The organism is Nonomuraea glycinis (genome assembly GCF_014646515.1).
Taxonomy (GTDB): Bacteria; Actinomycetota; Actinomycetes; order Streptosporangiales; family Streptosporangiaceae; genus Nonomuraea; species Nonomuraea glycinis.
In genome coordinates, this window is sequence record NZ_BMNK01000004.1 from 363,348 (window position 1) to 384,385 (window position 21,038).

At 71.9% G+C, this 21,038-nt stretch carries 17 protein-coding genes; 5 read left to right on the top strand and 12 right to left on the bottom strand.

From position 1 onward, the window contains the following. The first annotated feature begins 44 nt into the window (after positions 1-44). Both IEY87_RS15170 and sigJ read left to right on the top strand, forming a co-directional pair. The gene (locus tag IEY87_RS15170; RefSeq protein WP_189139257.1) at positions 45-887 is read left to right on the top strand and encodes an oxidoreductase; all 843 of its coding nucleotides are present in this window, start codon (positions 45-47) and stop codon (positions 885-887) included. Positions 888-1,086: 199 nt separating this feature from the next. Continuing rightward, positions 1,087-2,031, top strand: coding sequence for an RNA polymerase sigma factor SigJ (gene sigJ, locus IEY87_RS15175; protein ID WP_189139258.1), 945 nt, complete (start codon positions 1,087-1,089; stop codon positions 2,029-2,031). 31 nt (positions 2,032-2,062) lie between these two features. Here the strand turns inward: sigJ and IEY87_RS15180 are convergent, their stop codons facing one another. The 3 genes from IEY87_RS15180 to IEY87_RS15190 form a co-directional block, all read right to left on the bottom strand. Next, the gene (locus IEY87_RS15180) at positions 2,063-2,446 is read right to left on the bottom strand and encodes a hypothetical protein (protein ID WP_189139259.1); all 384 of its coding nucleotides are present in this window, start codon (positions 2,444-2,446) and stop codon (positions 2,063-2,065) included. Between the two features lie 286 nt (positions 2,447-2,732). Continuing rightward, positions 2,733-3,491: an SDR family NAD(P)-dependent oxidoreductase gene (locus IEY87_RS15185; protein WP_189139260.1), complete on the bottom strand. Its 759-nt coding sequence runs from the start codon at positions 3,489-3,491 to the stop codon at positions 2,733-2,735. 129 nt (positions 3,492-3,620) lie between these two features. Further along, the gene (locus IEY87_RS15190) at positions 3,621-4,151 is read right to left on the bottom strand and encodes a TetR/AcrR family transcriptional regulator (RefSeq protein ID WP_225277310.1); all 531 of its coding nucleotides are present in this window, start codon (positions 4,149-4,151) and stop codon (positions 3,621-3,623) included. 149 nt (positions 4,152-4,300) lie between these two features. Here IEY87_RS15190 and IEY87_RS15195 point away from each other — a divergent pair, with 149 nt between their 5' ends. Further along, positions 4,301-5,221: an NADP-dependent oxidoreductase gene (locus tag IEY87_RS15195; RefSeq protein WP_189139262.1), complete on the top strand. Its 921-nt coding sequence runs from the start codon at positions 4,301-4,303 to the stop codon at positions 5,219-5,221. 56 nt (positions 5,222-5,277) lie between these two features. On the opposite strand, the gene IEY87_RS15200 is transcribed toward IEY87_RS15195, so the two are convergent. From IEY87_RS15200 to IEY87_RS15210, 3 genes are all read right to left on the bottom strand, one after another. Next, a complete protein-coding gene (locus tag IEY87_RS15200) occupies positions 5,278-8,151 on the bottom strand; it encodes a glycoside hydrolase family 2 TIM barrel-domain containing protein (protein ID WP_189139263.1) in 2,874 nt (957 codons plus the stop codon). 108 nt (positions 8,152-8,259) lie between these two features. After that, positions 8,260-8,733: a pyridoxamine 5'-phosphate oxidase family protein gene (locus IEY87_RS15205; protein ID WP_189139264.1), complete on the bottom strand. Its 474-nt coding sequence runs from the start codon at positions 8,731-8,733 to the stop codon at positions 8,260-8,262. A 34-nt stretch (positions 8,734-8,767) separates the two neighbouring features. Beyond that, complete coding sequence (locus tag IEY87_RS15210) at positions 8,768-10,195, bottom strand: MFS transporter (protein WP_225277309.1); 1,428 nt, start codon at positions 10,193-10,195, stop codon at positions 8,768-8,770. Positions 10,196-10,280: 85 nt separating this feature from the next. On the opposite strand from IEY87_RS15210, the gene IEY87_RS15215 reads away from it, so the two are divergent. Then, positions 10,281-10,775: a winged helix-turn-helix transcriptional regulator gene (locus tag IEY87_RS15215; protein ID WP_189139265.1), complete on the top strand. Its 495-nt coding sequence runs from the start codon at positions 10,281-10,283 to the stop codon at positions 10,773-10,775. Between the two features lie 21 nt (positions 10,776-10,796). On the opposite strand, the gene IEY87_RS15220 is transcribed toward IEY87_RS15215, so the two are convergent. The 4 genes from IEY87_RS15220 to IEY87_RS15235 form a co-directional block, all read right to left on the bottom strand. Then, the gene (locus IEY87_RS15220) at positions 10,797-12,032 is read right to left on the bottom strand and encodes a M20 metallopeptidase family protein (protein WP_189139266.1); all 1,236 of its coding nucleotides are present in this window, start codon (positions 12,030-12,032) and stop codon (positions 10,797-10,799) included. Beyond that, entirely contained in the window at positions 12,029-13,180 is a 1,152-nt protein-coding gene (locus tag IEY87_RS15225; RefSeq protein WP_189139267.1) for an amidohydrolase family protein, read from the bottom strand. Before IEY87_RS15225 ends, IEY87_RS15220 begins: the two co-directional genes overlap by 4 nt. Before the next feature lie 187 nt (positions 13,181-13,367). Then, positions 13,368-16,766 carry a phosphodiester glycosidase family protein gene (locus IEY87_RS15230; protein ID WP_225277308.1) on the bottom strand — a complete coding sequence of 1,133 codons (3,399 nt, stop codon included), beginning with the start codon at positions 16,764-16,766 and terminating at the stop codon, positions 13,368-13,370. 101 nt (positions 16,767-16,867) lie between these two features. Further along, positions 16,868-19,060 (bottom strand): alkaline phosphatase family protein, encoded by a 2,193-nt coding sequence (locus IEY87_RS15235; protein ID WP_189139268.1) that lies wholly within the window; start codon positions 19,058-19,060, stop codon positions 16,868-16,870. Positions 19,061-19,243: 183 nt separating this feature from the next. Between IEY87_RS15235 and IEY87_RS15240 the strand changes: the two genes are divergently transcribed. After that, the gene (locus IEY87_RS15240; protein WP_225277307.1) at positions 19,244-19,858 is read left to right on the top strand and encodes a histidine phosphatase family protein; all 615 of its coding nucleotides are present in this window, start codon (positions 19,244-19,246) and stop codon (positions 19,856-19,858) included. 137 nt (positions 19,859-19,995) lie between these two features. Here IEY87_RS15240 and IEY87_RS46680 read toward each other — a convergent pair whose 3' ends face one another. Together IEY87_RS46680 and IEY87_RS15245 are read right to left on the bottom strand one after the other, a co-directional pair. Then, positions 19,996-20,118, bottom strand: coding sequence for a hypothetical protein (locus IEY87_RS46680; protein WP_263652079.1), 123 nt, complete (start codon positions 20,116-20,118; stop codon positions 19,996-19,998). After that, positions 20,093-20,881 (bottom strand): Clp protease N-terminal domain-containing protein, encoded by a 789-nt coding sequence (locus IEY87_RS15245; RefSeq protein ID WP_189139270.1) that lies wholly within the window; start codon positions 20,879-20,881, stop codon positions 20,093-20,095. Before IEY87_RS15245 ends, IEY87_RS46680 begins: the two co-directional genes overlap by 26 nt. Between the last annotated feature and the right edge of the window lie 157 nt (positions 20,882-21,038).

Here is a 21,038-nt window from a genome sequence, read left to right on the forward strand (position 1 = left end):
CCACGCGTTCGCCGGGGGGCGTCGCGGCGGACAGCATGAGGGTCATGACGATCGATACCTTCTCCCTCGGCGGAGATCTGACCATCAACCGGCTCGGTTTCGGCGCGATGCGCCTGGCGATGGGCACCTTCGGCGGCCCGCCGCGCGCTGCGGAGGGCGGCATCGCCGTGCTCCGGCGCGCCGTGGAGCTGGGCGTGAACCACATCGACACGGCCGCCTTCTACGGCAGGGGCGAGGTTCGGGCGAACGAGTTGATCCGTACGGCACTGGCCCCCTACCGTGACGGCCTGGTGATCGCGACGAAGGTCGGGCCGCTGCCCGGCCCGGACGGGAGGCCGAGCGGGCAGGCGACACCTGATCAGCTGCGCGGCCTGGTCGAGGCGGATCTGCGCTCCCTCGGCCTGGACCGGCTCGATCTGGTCTACCTGCGGGTCGGCGGAATGACCGGACCGGGCGGCGAGTCGATCGCCGAGCGGTTCGCCGTACTGGCCGAGCTCCGCGCGCAGGGGCTGATCCGGCACCTGGGCGTCAGCAACGTCGACGCCGCCCAGTTCGCCGAGGCCCGCGCGATCGCGCCCGTCGCGGCGGTGCAGAACGTGCACGCCGACGATCCGGGGCTGCTGGCGCAGTGCGAGGAAGCGGGCATCGCGTACGTGCCGTTCTTCCCGCTCGGTGGTGGCCGCGAGCCGCTCGACACCGAACGGCTCGGCAAGGTCGCGGTACGCCTGGGCGCGACCACCGCGCAGGTCGCGATCGCCGCGCTGCTGGCGACCTCGCCGTCGGTGCTGGCGATCCCGGGCACCGGCCGCCTCGATCATCTGGAGGAGAACCTCGCGGCGCGGGAGCTCACTCTCACCGAGGAAGACCTGTCCGACCTGCGAGGCTAGGAGGTCCCGCGGACCAGGCCGTCGTCACCCCTGCGGCCTGCGACGACCGCGTGCGCACGGCGGCCGGTCCAGACCTGGCTGAGCTGAAGGACGCTCATGCCGAACGACCAGCCCCCGAGAATGTGAGATGGCAGGCCATGTCGACCGCTGTCTCGTCGGACAGGTGCGGGCAGACGAGACCAGGGGAGCAGGCGGCGCCATGACCACCCCAGCCGAGCCGGGACCCGGCCGGACCGACCCGGGCCTGAGCGCGATCATGGGCGAACGGCGCCGGCTGATCAATCTCGCCTACCGGCTCCTCGGCTCCCTGGCCGATGCCGAGGATGCCGTGCAGGAGACCTACACCCGCTGGTACGCCATGTCCCGCACGCAACAGGAAGCCATCGATTCCCCCGGCGCCTGGCTGACGACGGTCGCCGGTCGCATCTGCCTGAACCTGCTCGGCTCGGCACGCGCCAGGCGGGAGCGCTACGTGGGTGAATGGATCCCGGAGCCGCTGCCCGACCGCGCCGAGTGGAGCAGCGGCCGGACGAGTGGGATCGCGGCTGACCCAGCCGACCACGTCACCCTCGACGAGTCGATCACCATGGCCTTCCTCGTCGTGCTCGACACGATGACTCCCGCCGAGCGCGTCGCGTTCGTGTTGCACGATGTCTTCCGCTATTCCTTCGCCGAAGTGGCCCAGGTCCTCGGCCGGTCACCGGCGGCATGCCGCCAGCTGGCCTCCTCGGCCCGCCGTCGCGTCCGCGAGGCGCAGGCATCCACGACCGCGACCGCGACAGCCGCCGGGAACGCGAGCATCGTCAGGGACTTCAAGCGGGCCTGGGAAGCCAAGGACGTCGAGGCGCTGGTCGGCCTCCTCGCCCCCGACGCCACGGTGATCGCCGACGGCGGTGGCCTGGTCAGCACCGCGCTCCACCCGATCGAAGGCCGCGAGCAGATCGCGCGCTACACCGCCCACATCGTCGGCCGAGCCCCCGACATGGCGATCCTGGAACGTACGGTCAACGGCCGGCCCGGCCTGGTAGCGCAGCTCGATGGCGTCACCGTGATGGTGGCGGCCTTCGACATCGCGGGCGACCAGATCAAGCACATTTGGGTGGTACGCAATCCCGAGAAGCTCCGGCCGTGGACCGCACGGTAGGGAGACGCCACCCACCGCACCCCCGACAACGCTATTCGATTGCTTTTGAAACGTGCACCAGCAGATACTCGTCCCACTTCGACGGATCGGACTTGAGGTCTTTCTCCACCTGCTGCTGCACTTCCAGAAAGAAGGAGTCGGCACCCGCGAACCTACGGGCCACCAGATCAGTGCGCTCCCACCTGTCCGACCTCATTCCCATGGAGTCGGTATTCTTGAAGATGGTCTTCCAGCCGTGCTTCGCGAGGCGATCCTGCGCCACCTCAAGCGCCTCCGCAAAAGACGAGGCCCCGACATCCGTGATCAGGACGTCCACTCGCTGGATTTTCTCGTCGAATATCTGATCGTCCGTGGTCTGCGCCACCACCGTACCGACGCTGAAAACTTCGTCGAGAGCGACCTGGTCGGCCTCCACCACCCTGGGCGCCCAGTCCGCACACCCCTGAAGCACTATCATGCACAGAAGCGCAGAGATGCACTTGACCGGCCCAAAAACTCGCCTGCCGCCCTTTCCCCGCAACATAGCCCAAACCTCCACTTTATATATGAATCTAAGTCACCTTTCCTTGTTAGCATGATGCACTATCCACGGTAGGCTTGCGACGCGTTCGGAGTCATCCGTACACACTTCAACGCTTTCCATCTCAGCCCCGCACATTCTCCAGAGCCGCCTTAATGAAACTGAAAGCGCTCGACTTCGGTCAGAGGCCGTAGCCGCCGGAGGCTTCGATGTTCTGGGCGGTGATCCAGCGGCTTTCTTCCGAGACCAGTGTCGCGATCACCATGCCGACGTCGTCGGGCTCGCCCAGGCGGCCGAGGGCGGTGTTCGCGGCGATGGCCGGGATCAGCTCGGGGTAGCGTGCGAAGGCGTCGTCCCCGATCCGGGTCCGGGTGGTGCCAGGGGCGATGGAGTTGACGCGGATGCCGCGCTTGCTGAACTCCTTGGCCATATAGCGGGTGAGGACGGTCAGGCCGCCCTTCATCGTCGCGTAGGCGGAGTAGCCCTCCTCCGTGCCGGCGGCCGACGCCGAGCTGCTGGTGGTGTTGACGATGGCGCCGCCGTCGGCCAGCAGCGGCAGCAGGGTCTGGGTCAGGAAGTACGGCCCCTTGAGCAGGACCCGCATGAACTCGTCGAACAGTTCCTCGGTGGTGTCCTCGAAAAAGGCCATCCGCCCGAATCCGGCGTTGTTGACCAGGTAGTCGAACGTGTCCCGCTGCCACGTGTCGCGCAGCGCCGCGACGACGCTCTCGCGGAAGGCCGGGAAGGTCTCGCTCCTGCCGATGTCCAGCGGCAGCGCGACGGCCTGGCCGCCCTCCTTCTCGATGGCCGCGACCGTGTCGAGCGCGCCGGCCTGGTTGCCGTTGTAGGTCAGGATCACCCCGACCCCGCGCTTGGCGATCTGGATGGCGGCGCTCTGCCCGATGCCGGAGCTGGCGCCGGCGACAATGGCGACCTTCATGGTGTGCCTACCTGTTCATTCGTGGAGCCGATCAGTGCTCCGTGGGAATTGCTTCTCCTTTATTTGACCAGCTTGAGCTGCGCGAACGTTAGAATGATGCTCTTACGAGCTTGCACGATCCTCCCGACTTCAGGATTGACGGGAGCCTGAGCCTGGTGCCAGCGCGGTGAGCAGCAGGTTCGCCAGCCTCGGGACCGCGGTGCCGGCCCTTTCGGGGGGAAGCGTCCGGAACGAGGCGATGGCCCACAGGCCGACCCGTACGTCCTCGACCGACAGCTCGGGCCGGACGGCTTCCGTACGCCGGGCGCGCTCGACGAGCCGCTCCAGCCCGCGCGCGTGGGCGCGGCGCTGTTCGGCGAACGGGAGTCCGGCGGCGTGCGAGCCGAGCACCGCGTCGTTCAGCCCCCGCTCCCGGAGCTGGTAGTCGGCGAAGCGGCGGATGAGTCCGCTCAGCGCGCGCCAGGGGTTGGGATCGTCCAGGGCTGCCCGCATTGCCGCGCCGCAGTCGGCCGCCTGCTCCGCCAGCACGGCGCCGATGAGGTCCGGGCGGGACGGGAAGTGCCGGTAGAGCGTCGCGACGCCCAGGCCGGCGCGCCGGGCGATCTCGCGCATGGGCAGCTCCAGCCCCTCTGCGGCGAACGCGGCATGCGCGACCGCCACGATGTGCCGCCGATTGTGTGCCGCGTCAACGCGAGGTTTCCGAGTCACTGTGGTCGCCGCCCCTCTCACTTTCGCGCGATCCGAAACACCTGTTCCGGTTGTCTGTTTAGCGTAGTAGCGCTGTTGTCACCCAGGTGAAGAAGGTCATCATGTTCGCTGTCCAGTTCGACCGGTTCGGTCCTCCCAAGGTGCTCACCGTCGGTCCGTTTCCCGAGCCTCACCCGGGCCCTGACGAGGTTCGCATCGCCGTCAGGGCGGCCGGGATCTCGCCGGTCGATCTCGCGCTACGAGCCGGCTCGAACGAACGACTTCCCTTGCCGCACGTCCCGGGGGTGGACGCGGCCGGCGTGATCGACGAGGTCGGCGCGGAGGTCACCGGGTTCGCGGTCGGCGATGAGGTCTTCGGCGCGGTCGCCCTCTCCCAGCTCGGCGGCGCGAGCGCGGAGTTCGCCGTACTGAGATTCTGGAGTCTGAAGCCGCCGTCGATGTCGTGGGTGGAAGCCGGCGCCGCCGGCACGAGTATCGAGACGGCGACCCGGGCGCTCGACGTGCTCGACGTGCGGCCGGGAACGACGCTGCTGATCGACGGCGCGGCGGGCGGCGTCGGAAGCGTCGCCGTCCAGCTGGCGGTCGCCCGTGGCGCCCGGGTGATCGGCACGGCACGTCCGGAGAGCCAGACCTTCCTCGCCGACCTGGGCGCGATCCCCACCACCTACGGGCCGGGGCCGGCTGAACTCGTCGGCGCTCTCGGCGTCGAACGGGTCGACCTCGCGCTGGACGTCGCCGGGGCCGGCTCGCTGCCCGAGCTCATCGCGCTGACCGGCGCGCCGACGTCGGTCCTCACGATCGCCGACTTCAGCGGCCCCGAGCTCGGGGTACGGCTCTCGCGCGGTGAAGTCGGCGGCGAACCCGACGGGCGGCACGGCCTCGCCCTGGCGGCCACGCTCTCCGTGGAAGGCCGCTTCCGTGTTCCGGTCCAGGAGGTGTTCCCGATGGCGCGGGCGGCCAGGGCGCACGAGGTCGCCGCGCGAGGACCCCGCCAGGGGAAGCTCGCCCTCACCGCCGACTGAGCGGGCAAGGAGACCGCCGGTCCCAGACGGGGACCGACGGCCTCCACAGCCGAGGTCTACGCCGGGTCGAAGCGGAGGCGGAGCGTCGCCGGCCGAGCCGTCAGCTCGTACCGCGGCAGGGTGCCGGGCCCGCACGCGGCCGTGCCCACGCCGTGCTGGGCGAGGTCCAGGTTGACGTGCACCCGCTCCCCCGGCACCAGGTCCGGCAGGTGGGTGGCGCGGTCGAGGTCGGCGGTGCTCCAGCGGCGGGCGGTCAGCCCGAACACCGGATCGCCCGTCACCCTGACCCCGGGTCCGCCACCCCCGCTGAGCTCCGCCCAGCGGACGTCGGCCCGCTGCCCGTTCTCCTGCGGGTACACGTACGGCGTCTGCAGCTCGTCGATGTTCGCGCTCCAGCGGCCGACCCTGGTGGCCATCCCGGTGTCGGGGTACGCCTCCCCCGGTCCCCGCCCGAACCAGGTGACCCGGTCGAACCGGCCCGGCAGCGACATGGCGACGCCGAGCCGGGGGATCGGCTCGCTCCACTCGCCGTCGGGCTCCACGTCCACGACCAGCTCGAGCCCCTCCCCCACGGCGATCCACCGGTACGTGACCCGCATCCCGAGGTCGGTCGCCGCCGGTGCCACCCGGGTACGCACGACCAGCCCGTCCCCGGTCTCGACCGCGTCCACCCGATGGGTGAGCCGGTCCAGGCCGAGCTGCCGCCACCGCCACTCCGCACCGCTGTACCGGTCGTTGTCGATCGGCGCCCGCCAGAGCTCCAGCGCCGGCCCGTCAACGTCGAGGCCGAACAGGCGGGTGAGACGACCGGTCACCGGGTCGAACGTCGCCCCGGCGACCTCGATCTGCTCACCGTACGTGGCTGGGGTAAGGAAGGTGGCAGCACCGTCGGCGGAGTCCTGCCCAAGAGCGGATTCCTCGGCGGGCGGGACCGGGCGGTAGTGAATCCCGCTGAGGTCGTCCGTCCCCTGGTACGGGGTGCCGCCGGCGGTGAGCGGGACCTGGGCCCAGGACACCTCGTGGCCCGCGTCCGCCCACGGCTCGTCGCCGGCCAGGACGGCGCGGACGGTGAGCCATCGCTCGCCTTCCTCCGCGGGGAACGCGGGCAGCTTGACCTCACCGCCGCCGGCGGGCACCGCCAGCGGGAACGCCGCCCGCGGCACGCCCTCCGCCTCCACCTCTCCGGAGAAGGACAGGTGGGACAGGTCGCGGAAGCCGTACGTGCTCCGGACCGTCACCGAGCTCTCCGAGAAGGAGAACGCGACCGGCTCGTACACCTTCTTGAGGTCGAGCAGTCCGGGCGACGGTGTCCGGTCCGGGAACACCAGCCCGTCGATGACGAAGTTCCCGTCGTGGACCGGCTCGCCGTAGTCCCCGCCGTAGGCGTACCCGAGGGTGGGGTGGGCCAGGCCGTGGTCGATCCACTCCCAGATGAACCCGCCCGCCAGCCGCGGATACCGCTCGAACAGCTCCTGATACTCCGCGAGCCCGCCGGGCCCGTTCCCCATCGCGTGGGCGTACTCGCACTGCAGGAACGGCATCCCCCGCCGCCGCGCGTCCAGCTCCGGGTCGTCCAGCGGGTCCTCGACGCCCTTGCCGATGGCCTCGACCTCGGCGTGCGAGGCGTACATCCGCGAGTACACGTCCACGTCCGCGCATGACCAATCGCCCTCGTAGTGGATCGGCCGCGACGGGTCGCGCTCCCGCGTCCAGGCGGCCATGGCGGCGAGGTTGCGGCCCACGCCCGCCTCGTTGCCGAGGGACCACATGACGACGCTCGGGTGGTTCTTGTCGCGTTCGACCGTGCGGCGCATCCGGTCGAGGTACGCCTCCTCCCAGCGGGGGTCGTCGCTGGGGTTGCGCCGCCAGCCGACCTGGGTGAAACCGTGCGTCTCCAGGTCGCACTCGTCGATGACCCACAGCCCGAGCTCGTCGCACAGGTGCAGGAAGTCGGGGTGCGGCGGGTAGTGGCTGGTCCTGACGGCGTTGATGTTGTGCCGCTTCATCAGCAGCACGTCCTCGCGCATGGTCGCGTACGGCACCGCGCGCCCGTGGGAGGGATGGAACTCGTGCCGGTTGACCCCCTTGAACAGCAGTGGCCGCCCGTTGGCGAGCAGCACCCCGTCCTCGATGCCGATCGTCCGGAAGCCGACCCGCACCCGGACGCTCTCCTCGGCCGTGGTGACGACGGCCTCGTACAGCCGGGGCGTCTCGGCGGTCCACGGCTCCACCTCGGCGGTGATCTCGACGCCGGGCTCCAGGCCGCTGATCCCGAGCTCGGGGACGCTGAGCAGGCCGTCCCCTTCGAAGCTGAGCGTGCCCCGCCCGCCGGCGAAGCCCGCGTGCACGAACACGTCGGCGCTCGACCGGGTGAGCGTCACCTCCCGGAAGATGCCGGGCAGCCACCACATGTCCTGATCTTCCAGGTAGCTGGCGGCCGACCACTGGTGCACCCGTACGGCCAGCACGTTGCGCCCCGGCTTCAGCCAGGGTCCCGCGTCGAACTCGGCCGGCAGTCGGCTGCCGGTGGTGAACCCCAGCAGGTGCCCGTTCAACCAGACCTTGGCGTACGACTCGACGCCGTCGAAGCGGAGCCGGCCGCCGGTCCAGCCGTCCGGCAGGTCGAAGGCGCGGCGGTGGTCGCCGGTCGGGTTCTCGGTGGGGACGTGCGGTGGGTCGATCGGGAAGGGGTAGGCGACGTTGGTGTAGGCGGGCGAGCCGTGCCCGTGCAGCGGCCAGTGCGCCGGCACGGGCAGTTCGTCCCAGCTGGAGTCGTCGTAGCCGGGCGCGGCGAAGTCCTCGGCGGCGCCGGCCGTGGGTGACAGGCGGAAGCGCCAGGTGCCGTTCAGGTCGAGGCTGGGGGCGTCGGAGCGCAGGGCCGCCCGGGGGGCGAGGCGGCCGGAACCAGGGGTGAAGTCTTCGCATTCCATCGCCGCAAGAGCCTAGAGGTTCGGGAGGGTTTCGTCAGCAATGTCCATCTGGCCGATCCTCGGCATGTGACGTGCGCGGGGGCCGAGACCCCCGCGCACCTCCCCGGCTCAGTCCGCCCGCCAGATCCTGCTCTGCAGGTCGGCTCCGCGAATGACCTGGACCCGCCACGGGGTGAGCCGCAGCACGTGCAGTTGTGGATCTGCGGGGCTCTTCCAGAAGTTGCCCAGGTCATAACCGGCTCCGGCCGGGCTGCCCGTGCGGTAGAGGTCCCACACCCTGCGCCTGACCTCCGCGTCTTCGTCCCATGCGGCCACGGTGTCGACGCTGACGGCGTTCTGGCGAGGGCTCCAGTAGGAGAAGGTGGTGTGCGGGTTGTTCGCCAGGTGCGCCGCCTTGACCGGCGTCCGGTACGTCGCGAGCCAGCCGATGGGGCGGCCGTCGACCGTCTCCCAGATCGGGATCAGGACGCGCGCCCGGGGACGTCCCTTGGCGTCCACGGTGGTCATGGTGGCGTAGACGATGTCGCCTATGTAGGCGTTGAACTGGCTCTCGATCGCGGCGAACGATGTTCTGGTGGCCATCGGTTCCTCCTTGTCGTTGAACGGCCTTGCGCTGTCAGCCGGCGAGCGCGGGCTCGGGTTCACCAGAGCGCGCGCGGGGGCGGGAACGGATGCCGATGGCGGTGATCAGCACGCCGAGGACCGCGGCGGCCAACGGGACGAACAGGGCGGCCTGCAGGGCGCCGAGCCGCGCCTCCGCCGTGGTTGCGTCGCCGAGCGCGGCGACGGCGGCCACCGCCGACAGCCCGAGCGCCGTACCGAACTGGATCGAGGTGTAGAGCAGGCCGCTGGCCAGCCCTTGCTCGTGTTCGGCGATCCCGTCGGTGGCGGCCATCGTCAGCGGGCCGTACGCCAGGGAGAACGCCACGCCGAGCAGGAGCATGGTCGGCAGCATCGCGGTGTACGTCCAGTCCATCCCGACGGGCAGGAACAGCGCGTAGGCCACGACCGCCACGACGATCCCGCCGAACAGCACGCGGGCGTTGCCGAAGCGGTTCACCAGCCGCGGCGTCAGGGTGGGGGCGAGAATGGTGTCCAGGCCGATCACCAGCATGGCGAGACCGGTCTGCAAGCTGCTCCAGCCGCGCACCTCCTGCAGGTAGAGGGTCGCCACGAACTGGAACCCGGCGAACGAGCCGACGAACAGCAGTGCCCCCAGGTTGGCCCGGACCAGCGGTCCGGAGCGAAGGATGCCGAGCCGTACGAGCGGGTCGGCCGAGCGCCGTTCGATCACCACGAAGGCCGCCAGCAGGGCCAGCCCGGCGGCGAACGTCAGCACCGTGCCGGCCACGCCGTCACCGGGATGCTCCAGCCGGATCACCCCGTACACCAGCAGCAGCATCGCCCCGGTGATGGCGAACGCGCCCGCCAGGTCGAACCCGCCGGTGGCGGGCCGCGACGGGGCGGTCTCCTTGATGAGGGGCACCGCCGCCACGAGGATCAGCGCCGACAGCAGCACCGGCGCGAAGAACACCCAGCGCCAGCCGATCGAGGCCAGCAGCCCGCCCACGACCAGGCCGAGTGAGAACCCGCCCGCGGCGGTCCCGGCGTACACACCGAGCGCCTTGGTGCGCAGCGGGCCCTCCGGGAAGTTGCCGGTGACCAGCGCCAGCCCGGCCGGCGCCATGAACGCGGCGGCCACGCCGGTGACGAACCGGGCGACCAGCAGCATCCAGCCTTCGGTGGCGAAGCCGCCGAGGCCGGAGAAGACCAGGAAGACGGTCAGCCAGAACAGGAACATCCGGCGGCGGCCCAGGACGTCGGCGACCCGGCCGCCCAGCAGCATGAAGCCGCCGTACCCCAGCACGTAGGCGCTGACGACGCCGCTGAGCATCCCGGTCGACAGGCCGAGATCGGCCCGGATGGCCGGCAGCGCCACATTGAGCATCGCCACGTCGATGCCCTCCAGGAAGACCGCTCCCGCCAGTACGAACAGCACGCTCCAGGCGCGCGCGTCCATGCGGGCCCGTGATGTGGACATCATCCGTTTCCTCCCATAAACCTTGGTATTCAAAGTGATTGCCAGTTCCCTCTTGTAACCAAGGAGCTTGCTGGAGGAAGCTGGGGGCATGGAAGACGGCACATCAGAGTTCCCCGGTTACTGCGGGGATACCGGCGGCGACTACGACGTTCTCCAGTGGGACACACGGGAGGACTGCGAGGTCCGGCAGATCCTCGACCGTGTCGCGGACAAGTGGTCGCTGCTGGCCATCGCGCTGCTCGACAAGCGCAGCCTCCGGTTCACCGAGCTCCGCCGCATGATCGACGGGGTCAGCCAGCGCATGCTCACCCGGACCCTGCGGCATCTGGAGCGCGACGGGCTGGTGAGCCGGACCGTCCACCCGACCGTGCCGCCCCGGGTGGACTACGCGCTCACCCCGCTGGGCGCGACCCTGCACGAGACCATTCGCGCGCTCGTCACCTGGACCGAGGGCCACCAGAACGAGATCGCCACCGCTCGCGCCGCCTACGATGTCCGCGTGGCGGCCGAGCAGCGGGCGATGGCGGACGAGGCGGCGAAGCGGGAGGCCATCGCCAGGGACGTGCTCACCGCCGCGCGCTGACCCGGTCCTCGGACGCGGCGCTCATCGCCGGACGCTCACTCGGTCCCCGGAGGCGGCGAGATAGCCCGCGAGCAGGCTCTCCGCGACCGCGGCCACACTGGAGTCGTCGGGCAGGAAGTCGGGGCTGTGCAGCCCCGCGTCGGTGTCGACGCCGACGAACATCATCAGCGACGGCACCAGCGCGCCGTACTGCGCGAAGTCGTCCCCGCCGCAGGAGCGCAGCTCCTCGCTGACCGAGTGCCCCTGCTCCCGCAGCAACTCCCCGGTCCGTACGGCCAGCACCGCGTCGTTGACGAGCACCGGTTCCCCCGGGAACACCCGCACCTCGGCCTCGCACCCGTGCGCCCCGGCCACCTCCCGCACCTGCTCGGCGAAGCGCGCGTGCAGCGCCTCCCGCCAGGTCCGCGACAGCGTCCGCAGGGTCCCCCTGGCCACCGCCTCGCCTGGAATGGCGTTGGGCGCGGTGCCCGCGTGCACCGTGCCGAACGTGACCACGGTGGGCACCATCGGGTCGGTCACCCGGCTGACGAGCTGCTGGGCGGCGACGATGACCTGCGCCATGGCGACCACCGGATCGCGGGCCAGGTGCGGGTAGGCCGCGTGCCCGTCCCTGCCCCTGATCGTCACCCGGAACTCGTCGGCGGAGGCGTTGACCGCGCCGGGCGTACAGGCGATCACGCCGGCCTCCAGCACGGGCTGCACATGCGCGCCCACCATGGCGTTCACCTGGAGGCGTTCGAGCGCGCCCGCCTCGACGATGTCCCTGGCGCCGGACGGGAAGCTCTCCTCGCGCGGCTGCAGCACCACGACCAGCGGCGCGACCCGGTCGGCGTCCTCGGCCACCGCTTCGAGGCCGGCGCGCCGCGTCCGCCGTGCCTCCAGGATGCCCGCGACCCGGTGGACCGTACGGGCGAGCGCCACCACGGCGGCCAGGTGGACGTCGTGGCCGCAGGCGTGCATGGCGCCGTTCGCCGAAGCCCACGGCACCCCGGTGCGCTCGACGAGCGGCAGCGCGTCCAGCTCGCCGCGCACGCCCACGGCCGGGCCCCTGCCGCCCACCCGGAGCATGGCGCCGGTGCCGGCGACGTACTCGACCTGCCCGTCCGGGAGCGCTTCGAGCACCCGTTTGAGCGTCGGCCCCTCCTTGCCCGACAGTCTCGGCTGGGCGTGCAGCTCCCGTCTGAGCTCCTGGGCGGCGTGCAGCTCCGCGCGCAGCACCTCGCGCAGCAGGACGTCGCGATGATGTGTTCCCGTCACGCGGCCACTCCCAGGCCGTAGACGCGGCGCGCGTTGCCGGCGCCGACCATGGTGACCACCCGCACCGCCTGCTCCGACGACCACTCGCCGTCGGCGACGAAGCCGCCGAGCACACGGGCCATCGCCTGCCGCCACAGCACCGCCCCGAGGTGGTGCAGCTCGGCCGGCCCCCACGCGTCGGAGGAGAACAGCAGCTTGGCGAACGGCGCGACCTCCAGGCACTCGGCGACCAGCGCGTCGCTCCTCGCGCCGGTGTGGTGCACGGCCAGGCCGATGTCGAAGTAGACGTGCGGGTACACGTGCGCGAGGTAGCCGGCGTGCCGGTGGAAGGGGTAGCAGTGCAGCAGCATCAGCGGCACGCCCACCGGCTCGGCCAGCTCGATCAGGCCGCGCAGCAGCAGCGGGTCGGCGCGGCGCAGGTCCAGGTCGGGGTCGCCGTAGCCGATGTGGAACTGCAGCGGCAGCCCTCGCTCCAGACCGGCCCAGATGAGGTGGCGCAGCAGCACCGGCTCGTCCAGGCGGGCGCCCCCGGTGGCCAGCCAGCGTCCGGCCGCCTCGCTCACCTCGGCGGGCTCGGGCGGGGCGGGGTCGAAGTCGAGGCCGTGGCGGTAGGCGACGATGGTCTTGAGCCCGCGCGCCGACCGGGTGCGCTCCCACAGCACCTCGGCGAAGCGGGCGGCGAACCCGGCGGCCGTCACGCCAGTGGCGGCGACCTGCTCGGCGACGGCCTCCAGGCGGACCACCTCCTCCACCGGTACGCCGGTGACCTCGGCCATGGCGGACGGGCCGAGGATCTCCCCGGCGCGGTAGCCCGTCTCGATCAGATAGTGGCCGACACCCGAGGCCGTGAGCAGCCGCCGGTTCACCTCGTCAGCGCCGAGCACGGCGCGGCGGGCCAGATAGGCCTCGGGCGAGGCGTGCGGTTCGAGGCCGAGCACGGGCGCGCAGTGGCGCAGGATGGCGTAGCCGAGCTGGGAGTCGAACTGGGTCATCCACTCCGGCACCGGCCGGTCCGACTCGGTGATCAGCTGCTCGAACTCGACCCGCGACAGGTCGTGTCCGCTGACACCGTGCGCGTGATGGTCGGCCAGCGCCAGGTCCTCGATGATCCGGTGCAGGCCCGGAGGGACGGTGAGGTCAGCGGCCATGTGCGCCCGCCCGGTCCTTGATCTCGTCGGTCATACAGCAACGTCCTACCCGCGGTGACGAACCTCAGACCGCGCCCACCCCCATGGCCCCCTGCCTCTCACCGTGGCCCCTGTCCCCGAGTTCTGCTCGCCGGCGGGGTGAACGAGCCGTGGGGGCGGGCACGGCGTCCGTGCCCGTCCCCCGCTCTCAGCCCGCCGCTCGGGCCGTGAGGGTGACGACGGCCTGCCTGGTCTCGCCGCTGACCGTCACCGCCACGGTGACGTTCCCCTTGCGCAGGGCGGTCAGCGTGCCGCTGTCGGGGTCGAGTACGGCGACGTGCTGCGGCTTGGCCGTGGACCGGGGACCGACGTGCAGGTTGGGCGAGCCCGACCAGCGCGCCGACACCGGGTAGGCCGCGGGGACCACCCGCGTGCTCTGCCTGACGGCGGCGCTGACCCGCGCCGGGGCGCCGATCGCGACCGTGGCGGGCGCGGCCAGCGTGAGGTCGTCCACGTGCGGGCGGACCTGGGCGCCGATCCAGGTGGGCGCGTCGACGAACCAGTTCCGCCGGACGTGCGCGGCCTCCTTGTCCGTCACCGGGTCCACCCCCCACAGCGACCAGCCGGTGAAGCCGCCGTCGCCGGGCGCGGTGGCCGGGTTCTTGCCGGAGTTGCCGTTGATGAAGTACGGCACCGCGTCCACCCGGGCGGCGTCGAACGTGCCGACGTGCGCGCCGATGTAGGCGGCGCCCTTGCCGGTCTCCCGCTGGAAGTCGGCCAGCCAGCCTTCGACCAGCGCCGCCTCCTTGCGGTCGCCGAGCTGGCTGGCCTTGCCGGGTGTCGGGTCGCGCGGCGGCACGTGGAACAGCACCGCCACCGAGCCGACCGAGCGGTCCTCGGCCGCCTTGTCGAGCTGCGCGCGCAGCAGCGCGATCTGCTCGAACCCGCCGCCTCGCAGGGTGAGCCTGGAGGTGTCGAGTGTGATGAAGCGGGTGCCCTTGTGGTCGAAGCTCCGGTACGTGTCCCCGAAGGCGGCCTTGAAGGTGTCGATCTGGCCGCCCATCACCTCATGGTTACCCGGGATGTAGTGATATTTCAGCTCACCGCCGAGTTCCTCATCGAGGATCCTCTTCGCCAGCGCGAAGTCCTCCGGCGACGCCTCGTCCACCAGGTCACCGTTGATCAGCAGGAAGTCCGGCTTGGCCGCCTTGACCTCCCGCAGGGTGCGGCGGGCGTTGCGCACGATGTCGCTGTCGGGGTCCCGGGCCACGAACTGGGCGTCGGACATCACCGCGAACCGCCACGGCATGTCCGCCACCTGCTCCCTGACCACCGGATCGGCCACCTTCGCCGGCTGGGGCGTCTCGACCGACGGCGGCACCTTGGCCACCAGCCCGTCGATCAGGATCTCGTTGGTGTAGCTCGCGTCGGCCTTGGTCTCCGCCACGTAGAAGCGCCGCAGCTTGAGCGGGTAGCTGACGCCCGCCGGCACCGCGAACTCGACATACTGCCAGCCGGTCCACGTCAGGTACGGCCCCCGCAGGATCTGCGACTGCCCGGTGGCGTCGTAGAACTCCAGGCTGGGCCACTCCCCCTTGCCGCTGGAGTGGATCCACAGCCCGAACGCCTGCGGCTGCCCCTCCACCACGATCTGCTGCGGCGGACTGGCGTAGGCGGCGCGGGTGGCCGTGGACTGGGTGAAGTCGTAGGCGAGCTTGAGCCCGCCGCCCTCCCGCCCCGGCGCGGCCGCCAGCGAGCCGGTGGCGCGCGCGGCGGCGAAGGTCCACGAGGCGGCGTCGTCGAAGGCGGCGACGGGCCTGTCCTCGAAGCCGACCGTGACGGGCACGGCCGTGCTCAGCTTGCCGACCTTGGCGGTGATGAGCCCGGCCCCGGTCTCCCGCTTGGCCTTGACGGTGAAGTGGCCCTGCTCGGCGGGGGTCACCTCGAACAGGTCGCGGTCGTAGTCGAGGGTGAGGTCGCCCGGTTCGATGGGCGCGGAGTTGCCGTTGCGGTCGTATCCGACGACGCCGAACGCGGCCGTGCCGCCGGCGCCTGGCAGGCCGACGCGGTCGGTGGTGGCGCCGAGCCGCCGCAGCGGTTGCAGCACGGTCAGCTCCAGGCTGCCCTTGGCCGTGCCCTTGGCGGCGGTGACCTCCGCGGTGCCGGGCACCAGGGCGTGGAACTTCCCGTCGCGGATGACGCCGTGCGCGGCCGGAGTCGAGCGCCAGCGCGGTGTTCCGCTCGCCGGTCCGTACGTCTCGTCGTATCCGGCGGCGGTGAGCCGGCGGGTGAGCCCGGGGAAGACGCGGTCGGGGCGCCCGCCACCGACCGGGGCGGCGCCGGGCGCCTTGGCCGGGTCGCTCGCGGTCTCCACCCAGAAGCCCTTGAGCCTGCCGCTGCCCTCGGGCGCGTAGAGCGCGAGGCCGTTGGGGACGTGCCGCTCGCCGCCGTCGGACGGGCTGTTCTCCACCTGGGCGCCGGCCTGGCCGGGCTCGCGGGCGAGCATGGTGGAGGAGCCGCCGCCGTCGAGGTTGAGCGCGTCGGCGGCGCCCAGCTCGATCATCATGGCGGCGAGCTGGTCGAGGGTGACGCCGCGGCTGTCCGCCTGGCGGCCGTCCACGGTGAGCAGGTGCATCGTGGTGCCGTCGGCGGAGAAGCCGACGGCGGTGCGCGGATGCGCGGCCTGGTCGGTGGAGTGCTGCGCCTGTCCGTCCTTGACCAGCACGTAGTTACCGCCGACCGCGGCCTTGACCTGACTGCCGTCGGAGGCCCTCGGCCGGTACGCGACCTCGACCGCGTCCCCCGGCCGGAGCGCCGCCAGAGCGGCGGCCCCGGCGTCGCGACCGAGCAGGATCGTGGTCCCGGCCGGGATCGGCCCGCTGCCGGCCGTCTGCCGCACGGCGGTGACCTTCCCGTCGACGAGCTCGACCTCGGTGACGGCGGTGGCGCCCTCGACGGCGCGGGCCCTGGTGTAGGAGCCCCACAGCGGGGTGAACAGCCCGACGCCGTCCTTCTGCACGATCTGGTTGAACTGGGTCAGCTTGACGGGCGTGCCGCCGGTCTTCGTGGCGGTGCCCTCGAAGTACATCTTCAGCACCCGGCCGACGCCGTCACCGGTGATCGCGACCGCGTTGTCGTGGCCGGCGACGGGCGACTGGACGAGCTTGCCGCTCTGGACGCCGACGCCCTGCGCGGCGCCGGAGTTGTTGATGTCGAAGAAGTCGCCGTTGACGGCCGCGACGGCACGCGAGCGCCCGGCGGGCCCGGACAGGGGCTCGGTCTTGGACACCTCGCCGGAGAACACGTAGTCGGCGCGGGCGCCGCCGCCGAGGTCGGCGGTGAGGGCGTCGGCCCGCAGCCAGCCGAGCGCGTCGAACCGGTCGAACGAGGTCAGGGAGATGCCCGGGGCGACCGGCCTGGTCTTCTTGACCGTGTCCAGGCCGTCGCCTGGCTCGGCCGCGGCGAGCATCACCGAGGGGGGCGGGTAGGACGACGCCTTCGGCGCGTCCTCCGCGGGGGGCGGGGGGTCGGCCTGCGCGGGGGCGGCGGTCAGGGCCATGGGCCCTAACAGGAGCACGGCGGCGGCCAGTGAACGGAGGGTCTGCACGACCGAACTCAATCGCCCATGGCTATAAGTTTCAAGGCTTACGAGTGAACTAAAAGATAATTTCAGCCCGAGGTACGCCGGCCGCCCCGCCTACACCCCGCTCACGCCTTGCCCGCCACCACTCCGGCGTGCCCGCCACTCTCGTTCGCGGCACCGCTCGCAGCACCGTCCCCGGCACCGTCCACGGCGTCATCCCCTAAAGGTCCGGTGACCTGCGCCTCCTCCGGCGCGGAGTTGATCCCGGCGTAGAGGACCAGCGGCACCGCCAGCGCCACCACCATGGACAGCACGGCGGTGCCCGAGTCGTTGACCAGCATGCCCACCACGCCGCTGACCAGCGCGCCGATCAAGCCGGCGCGCAGCATGGGGGCGCGGGCGAACGCCAGCGGCACCACCCCGGCGCTGATCTTGCCGGGCCGCATGATCGCGAAGATCAGGAAGGCCAGGCCCGCGATCACGATCGGCATGAGGTTCGGCGAGAGCATGGTGCTGAGCATCGCGCCCAGCTTGCGGAAGATCATCGGCAGGAACGTGCCCTCGATCACCTGGCCGACGAACCTGCCCAGATGCGTCTGCTGGGCGAGCGGCCGCTGGAAGTCGAGCACCGCGATCACCGAGACGGCCACCCCGCCCAGCCCGCAGAACCCGACGAACTTCACCACCGACACCCGCTGACCGGCCACCAGCAGCGCCGTCACCGCGATGCCCGGCACGAAGGCGATCACCCCGCCGAAGTCGCTGCCGATCCCGGGCCAGCCCGCCAGCAGCATCGCGGCCACGCCGAGCCCGGCCACCAGCCCGACCGCCACCCGCCTGCGCCCGACGCGGACCAGATGGTCGGCGGCCACGGCGGTCGTCATCAGCACCGCGGTGGCCAGCAGCGCGAACGGGATGTTGGCCAGCCCGTAATAGCGCCCGCCGACCACGGCGGTGTAGCCCATGAGGCTGTTGAACTGCAGCGTCGTCCCGGTCAGCAGGTCACCGACGAGCACCGCCCCGGTGATCCCCGCCACCACGGCGGGCGGACCCAGCGGACTGCGCCGCCACGGACCCGCCACCGCCACGCCCATGATCGCCACGGCGATGGCGATCACCCCGCCGACCAGCAGCGCCACCGGCTGGTCCCCGCGCACCCAGGGCAGCAGGTTGACCAGGTAGGTGGACACCGGGATCGAGGCGACCCCGAGCGCGGCCACCCCGACCGCGGTGGCCTTCCTGCGCCGGGACAGCACGTAGTAGGCGATCGCGTAGAAGGCCACCTGCGTGATCGCGAACCCGGTGAAGAACAGGCCGGTCGTGCCGCGCACGCTCGTGCCCATCAGGTCCGACCTGCGCAGCTCGGCCACCGCCTCCTCCAGGGAGGCCCGCTCCCCCGCCTGCCACGGCAGGCCGATGATCGTGGGCGGGATCGCGATGCCCGCCGCGGTCAGCACGGTGGGCGTGATGTCGGTGAGAATGACGATGTCGTCGCGCCGGGTCGAGCGGGTGCCGAGGTAGGCGCCCGTCGCCTCGGCCCGCTTCCACATCGCCACCCGCAGGTGCGGCACCGACCCGTGGTCGCCGATCCCGGCCAGCACCACCTGGGTGCCGGCGGGTAGTTCGGCCAGCACCGCGCCCACCTCGGCGTCGGCGGCGCGCACCGCCGCCCGGCGCACGTCGGCCGGCACCGCCTCCGGCTCCTTGACCAGCTTGCCGTCCACCAGGTAGGGGGTGATCAGCTCGTCGACGTCCACGGCCAGCACCTGGCAGCGTGCCCAGTCGGTCAGGGCTGCGGGGTTCTCGGCGTAGAGGTCCACCTTGCCGTCGCGGTCGGCCAGCGCGAGCGCGGCGCCTCTGCCGACCGCCGTGGTGCACTGGCCCGCGCCGTGCACGGCGGTGCCGAGCGTGCCCACGTAGCCGCCGTCACGCTTGGCGAGCAGCTCGGCGAAGCCGGGCACCCGCGCCCCCTCGCCCAGTTTCTCGGGGGCGGGCGGCAGGCCGCAGGTCTGGCCGTAGGCGGAGCGGATGCCCGCCGAGACGGTCATCCAGCCGTCGAACGGGCAGGCCACGGTGCCGAGCGTCTTCACCGAGACCGAGCCGAGGTCGCTCTGCCCGGCCAGCCGCCACAGGTTGGGGGTGCGCTCCGGGTCGACGTCGTCCCAGTGCAGGCCAGGCACGCCGACGAACGCCACCCGGCCGGGGGCGTCCGCGGAGACCTCCGATGTTCGGGTGCCGGGGCTGTCGGCGAGCGCTGTCGCCGCCGGCACCGCCCCCCACAACGCCGCCGCGACCAGCAGGAACAGCGCCCACCTCACCGTTGGCCCCCATACGGAGAAAGGAGCCCGCGCGTCGGAGATGACCCCGTCCGACGGCGGCGCTCATGTCAGGAAACGTGGGCAACCTAGCACGGGCCGGCCCTTGTTGACTTCCCCGCGCGGGTGCCCGAACCGGATGGGTTAAGGTGCCGATGCCCGAAGGAGAGACCGGAGGTAACCGGCGTGGCCCCTCGATATCTGTACCTCGTCCGGCACGGCGAGGCGCTGCCGGACGAGAGCGGGCTCAGCGCCGACGGCCACCACCAGGCCGAACTCCTCGGCAGACGGCTGCGGGACGTCCCGTTCGCGGCGGTGCACCACGGCCCGCTGCCCCGGGCCGCGCAGACCGCCCGGCTCATCGCCGCCGAGCTGGACTGTCCCGACGTGCGGGTGTCGGACGCGGCCGGCGACTTCATCCCGTACGTCCCCGCGCCCGAGGAGCTGCCGCCGGAGGCGACCGGCCATCTGACCGGCTTCCTCAGCCACTTCGGCCCGGAGGATCGCGACCGTGGCCGGGCCCTGGCCCAGGAGGCGCTGGACCGGTTCACCGGCCCGGTGGCGGGCGAGCGGGACCGCCACGAGCTCGTCGTCACGCACAACTTCCTGATCGGCTGGCTGGTGCGGGACGCCTACAGCGCTCCCCCGTGGCGCTGGCTGGGGATCAACCAGGCCAACGCCGCCCTGACCGTCATCCGCTACGCCCCGGACCGGCTGCCCGCCGTCCTGGTCCACAACGACATGTCACACCTGCCCGCCGCACTCCGCTGGACCGGCTTCCCACCGGAACTGCGCGCCTGACACGCGCCCCAGCCCCGGGAGCCTGACGCCCGGCCCCGGGAGCCTGGCGCCCGCCCTCGGCCCCGGGATCCTGACGCCCGCCCCCGGCCGTAGGGTGGGCCGGGTGGCGCCACATCACCCGGCGGCGGGGCCGGGCGTCACCACAGGGCTCCGATCACCACGCCCGCCACGACCACCGCCATGACGGCGAAGCGGAACGCCGCCATCCGCGCCCGGGAGCTCATGAAGGCCCCCTCAGGCGTCGGGGTCGAGGCCGGCACGCTCTTCCAGGCGCGTGATGCGCTCCAGGAGAGGCTGGAGCTGATCGCGCACCACAGAGGCCAGGAGCTGGGCCGTGTCCGCCGGATTCGCCGTGTCCGCCGGATTCGCCGCGTCCGCCGGTTGGGCCGGTTTCTGGGCCTGGGCGCGCAGGTGGACGTACCCCGCCAGGGCCGCCACCACGGCGCGTCTGGTCAGCCGGGGGTCGGCGCCGAGCCCGCGCAGGACCTGCCCGGCGGTCCCGTCGGGCTCGGCGACGAGGCCGAGCAGGAGGTGCTCGCAGCCGACGTAGTTGTGCCCGAGCGAGGTGGACTCCGTGACGGCGAACTCCAGCGCGTTGGCCGCCGTCCCGCTGAAGCGCCGCGCCGGTCCGGCCTCGCCCTGCGGCGGCGCGGGCGTCCGCTGCGCGAGGTCGCGGCCGACCTGGCCGGGCTCGATGTCCATGGCGCGCAGCACGTGCAGGGCGAGGTTGCCGCCCTCGTCGAGCAGGCCGGCGAGCAGGTGCCCGGTGCCGACGGCCGTGGCCCCGGCCGCGCCGGCCCGGTCGGCGGCCAGCTTGAGCACGGTGCGCGTCCGGTCCGTCAGGTGGATCAGCGCCCCGGTGGGCACCTCGAGGTCGAGGTCGGTCAGCACCGTCTCCCTGATGGCGGTCACCCGGCGCACCGCCTGCTCCAGGGCCCGCTGGCAGACCGCCGACACCGGCACCCCCGCCTCCTTGACCGCCTCCGCCAGCTCGTCCGGCAGATAAACGTTGATCTTCGGCACCGCACGCACCTCCTGCTTGGAATAACCCCAATATAACCCCATGAGGAGTACGCGCAATCGGCGAAAAGGACATCCGATCACTGGTATTGCCGCGCACATCAGCGCAGACTGGAAGGACGGCGATCCCGCGAACCAGTGGAGCACCCGTGGACAACCA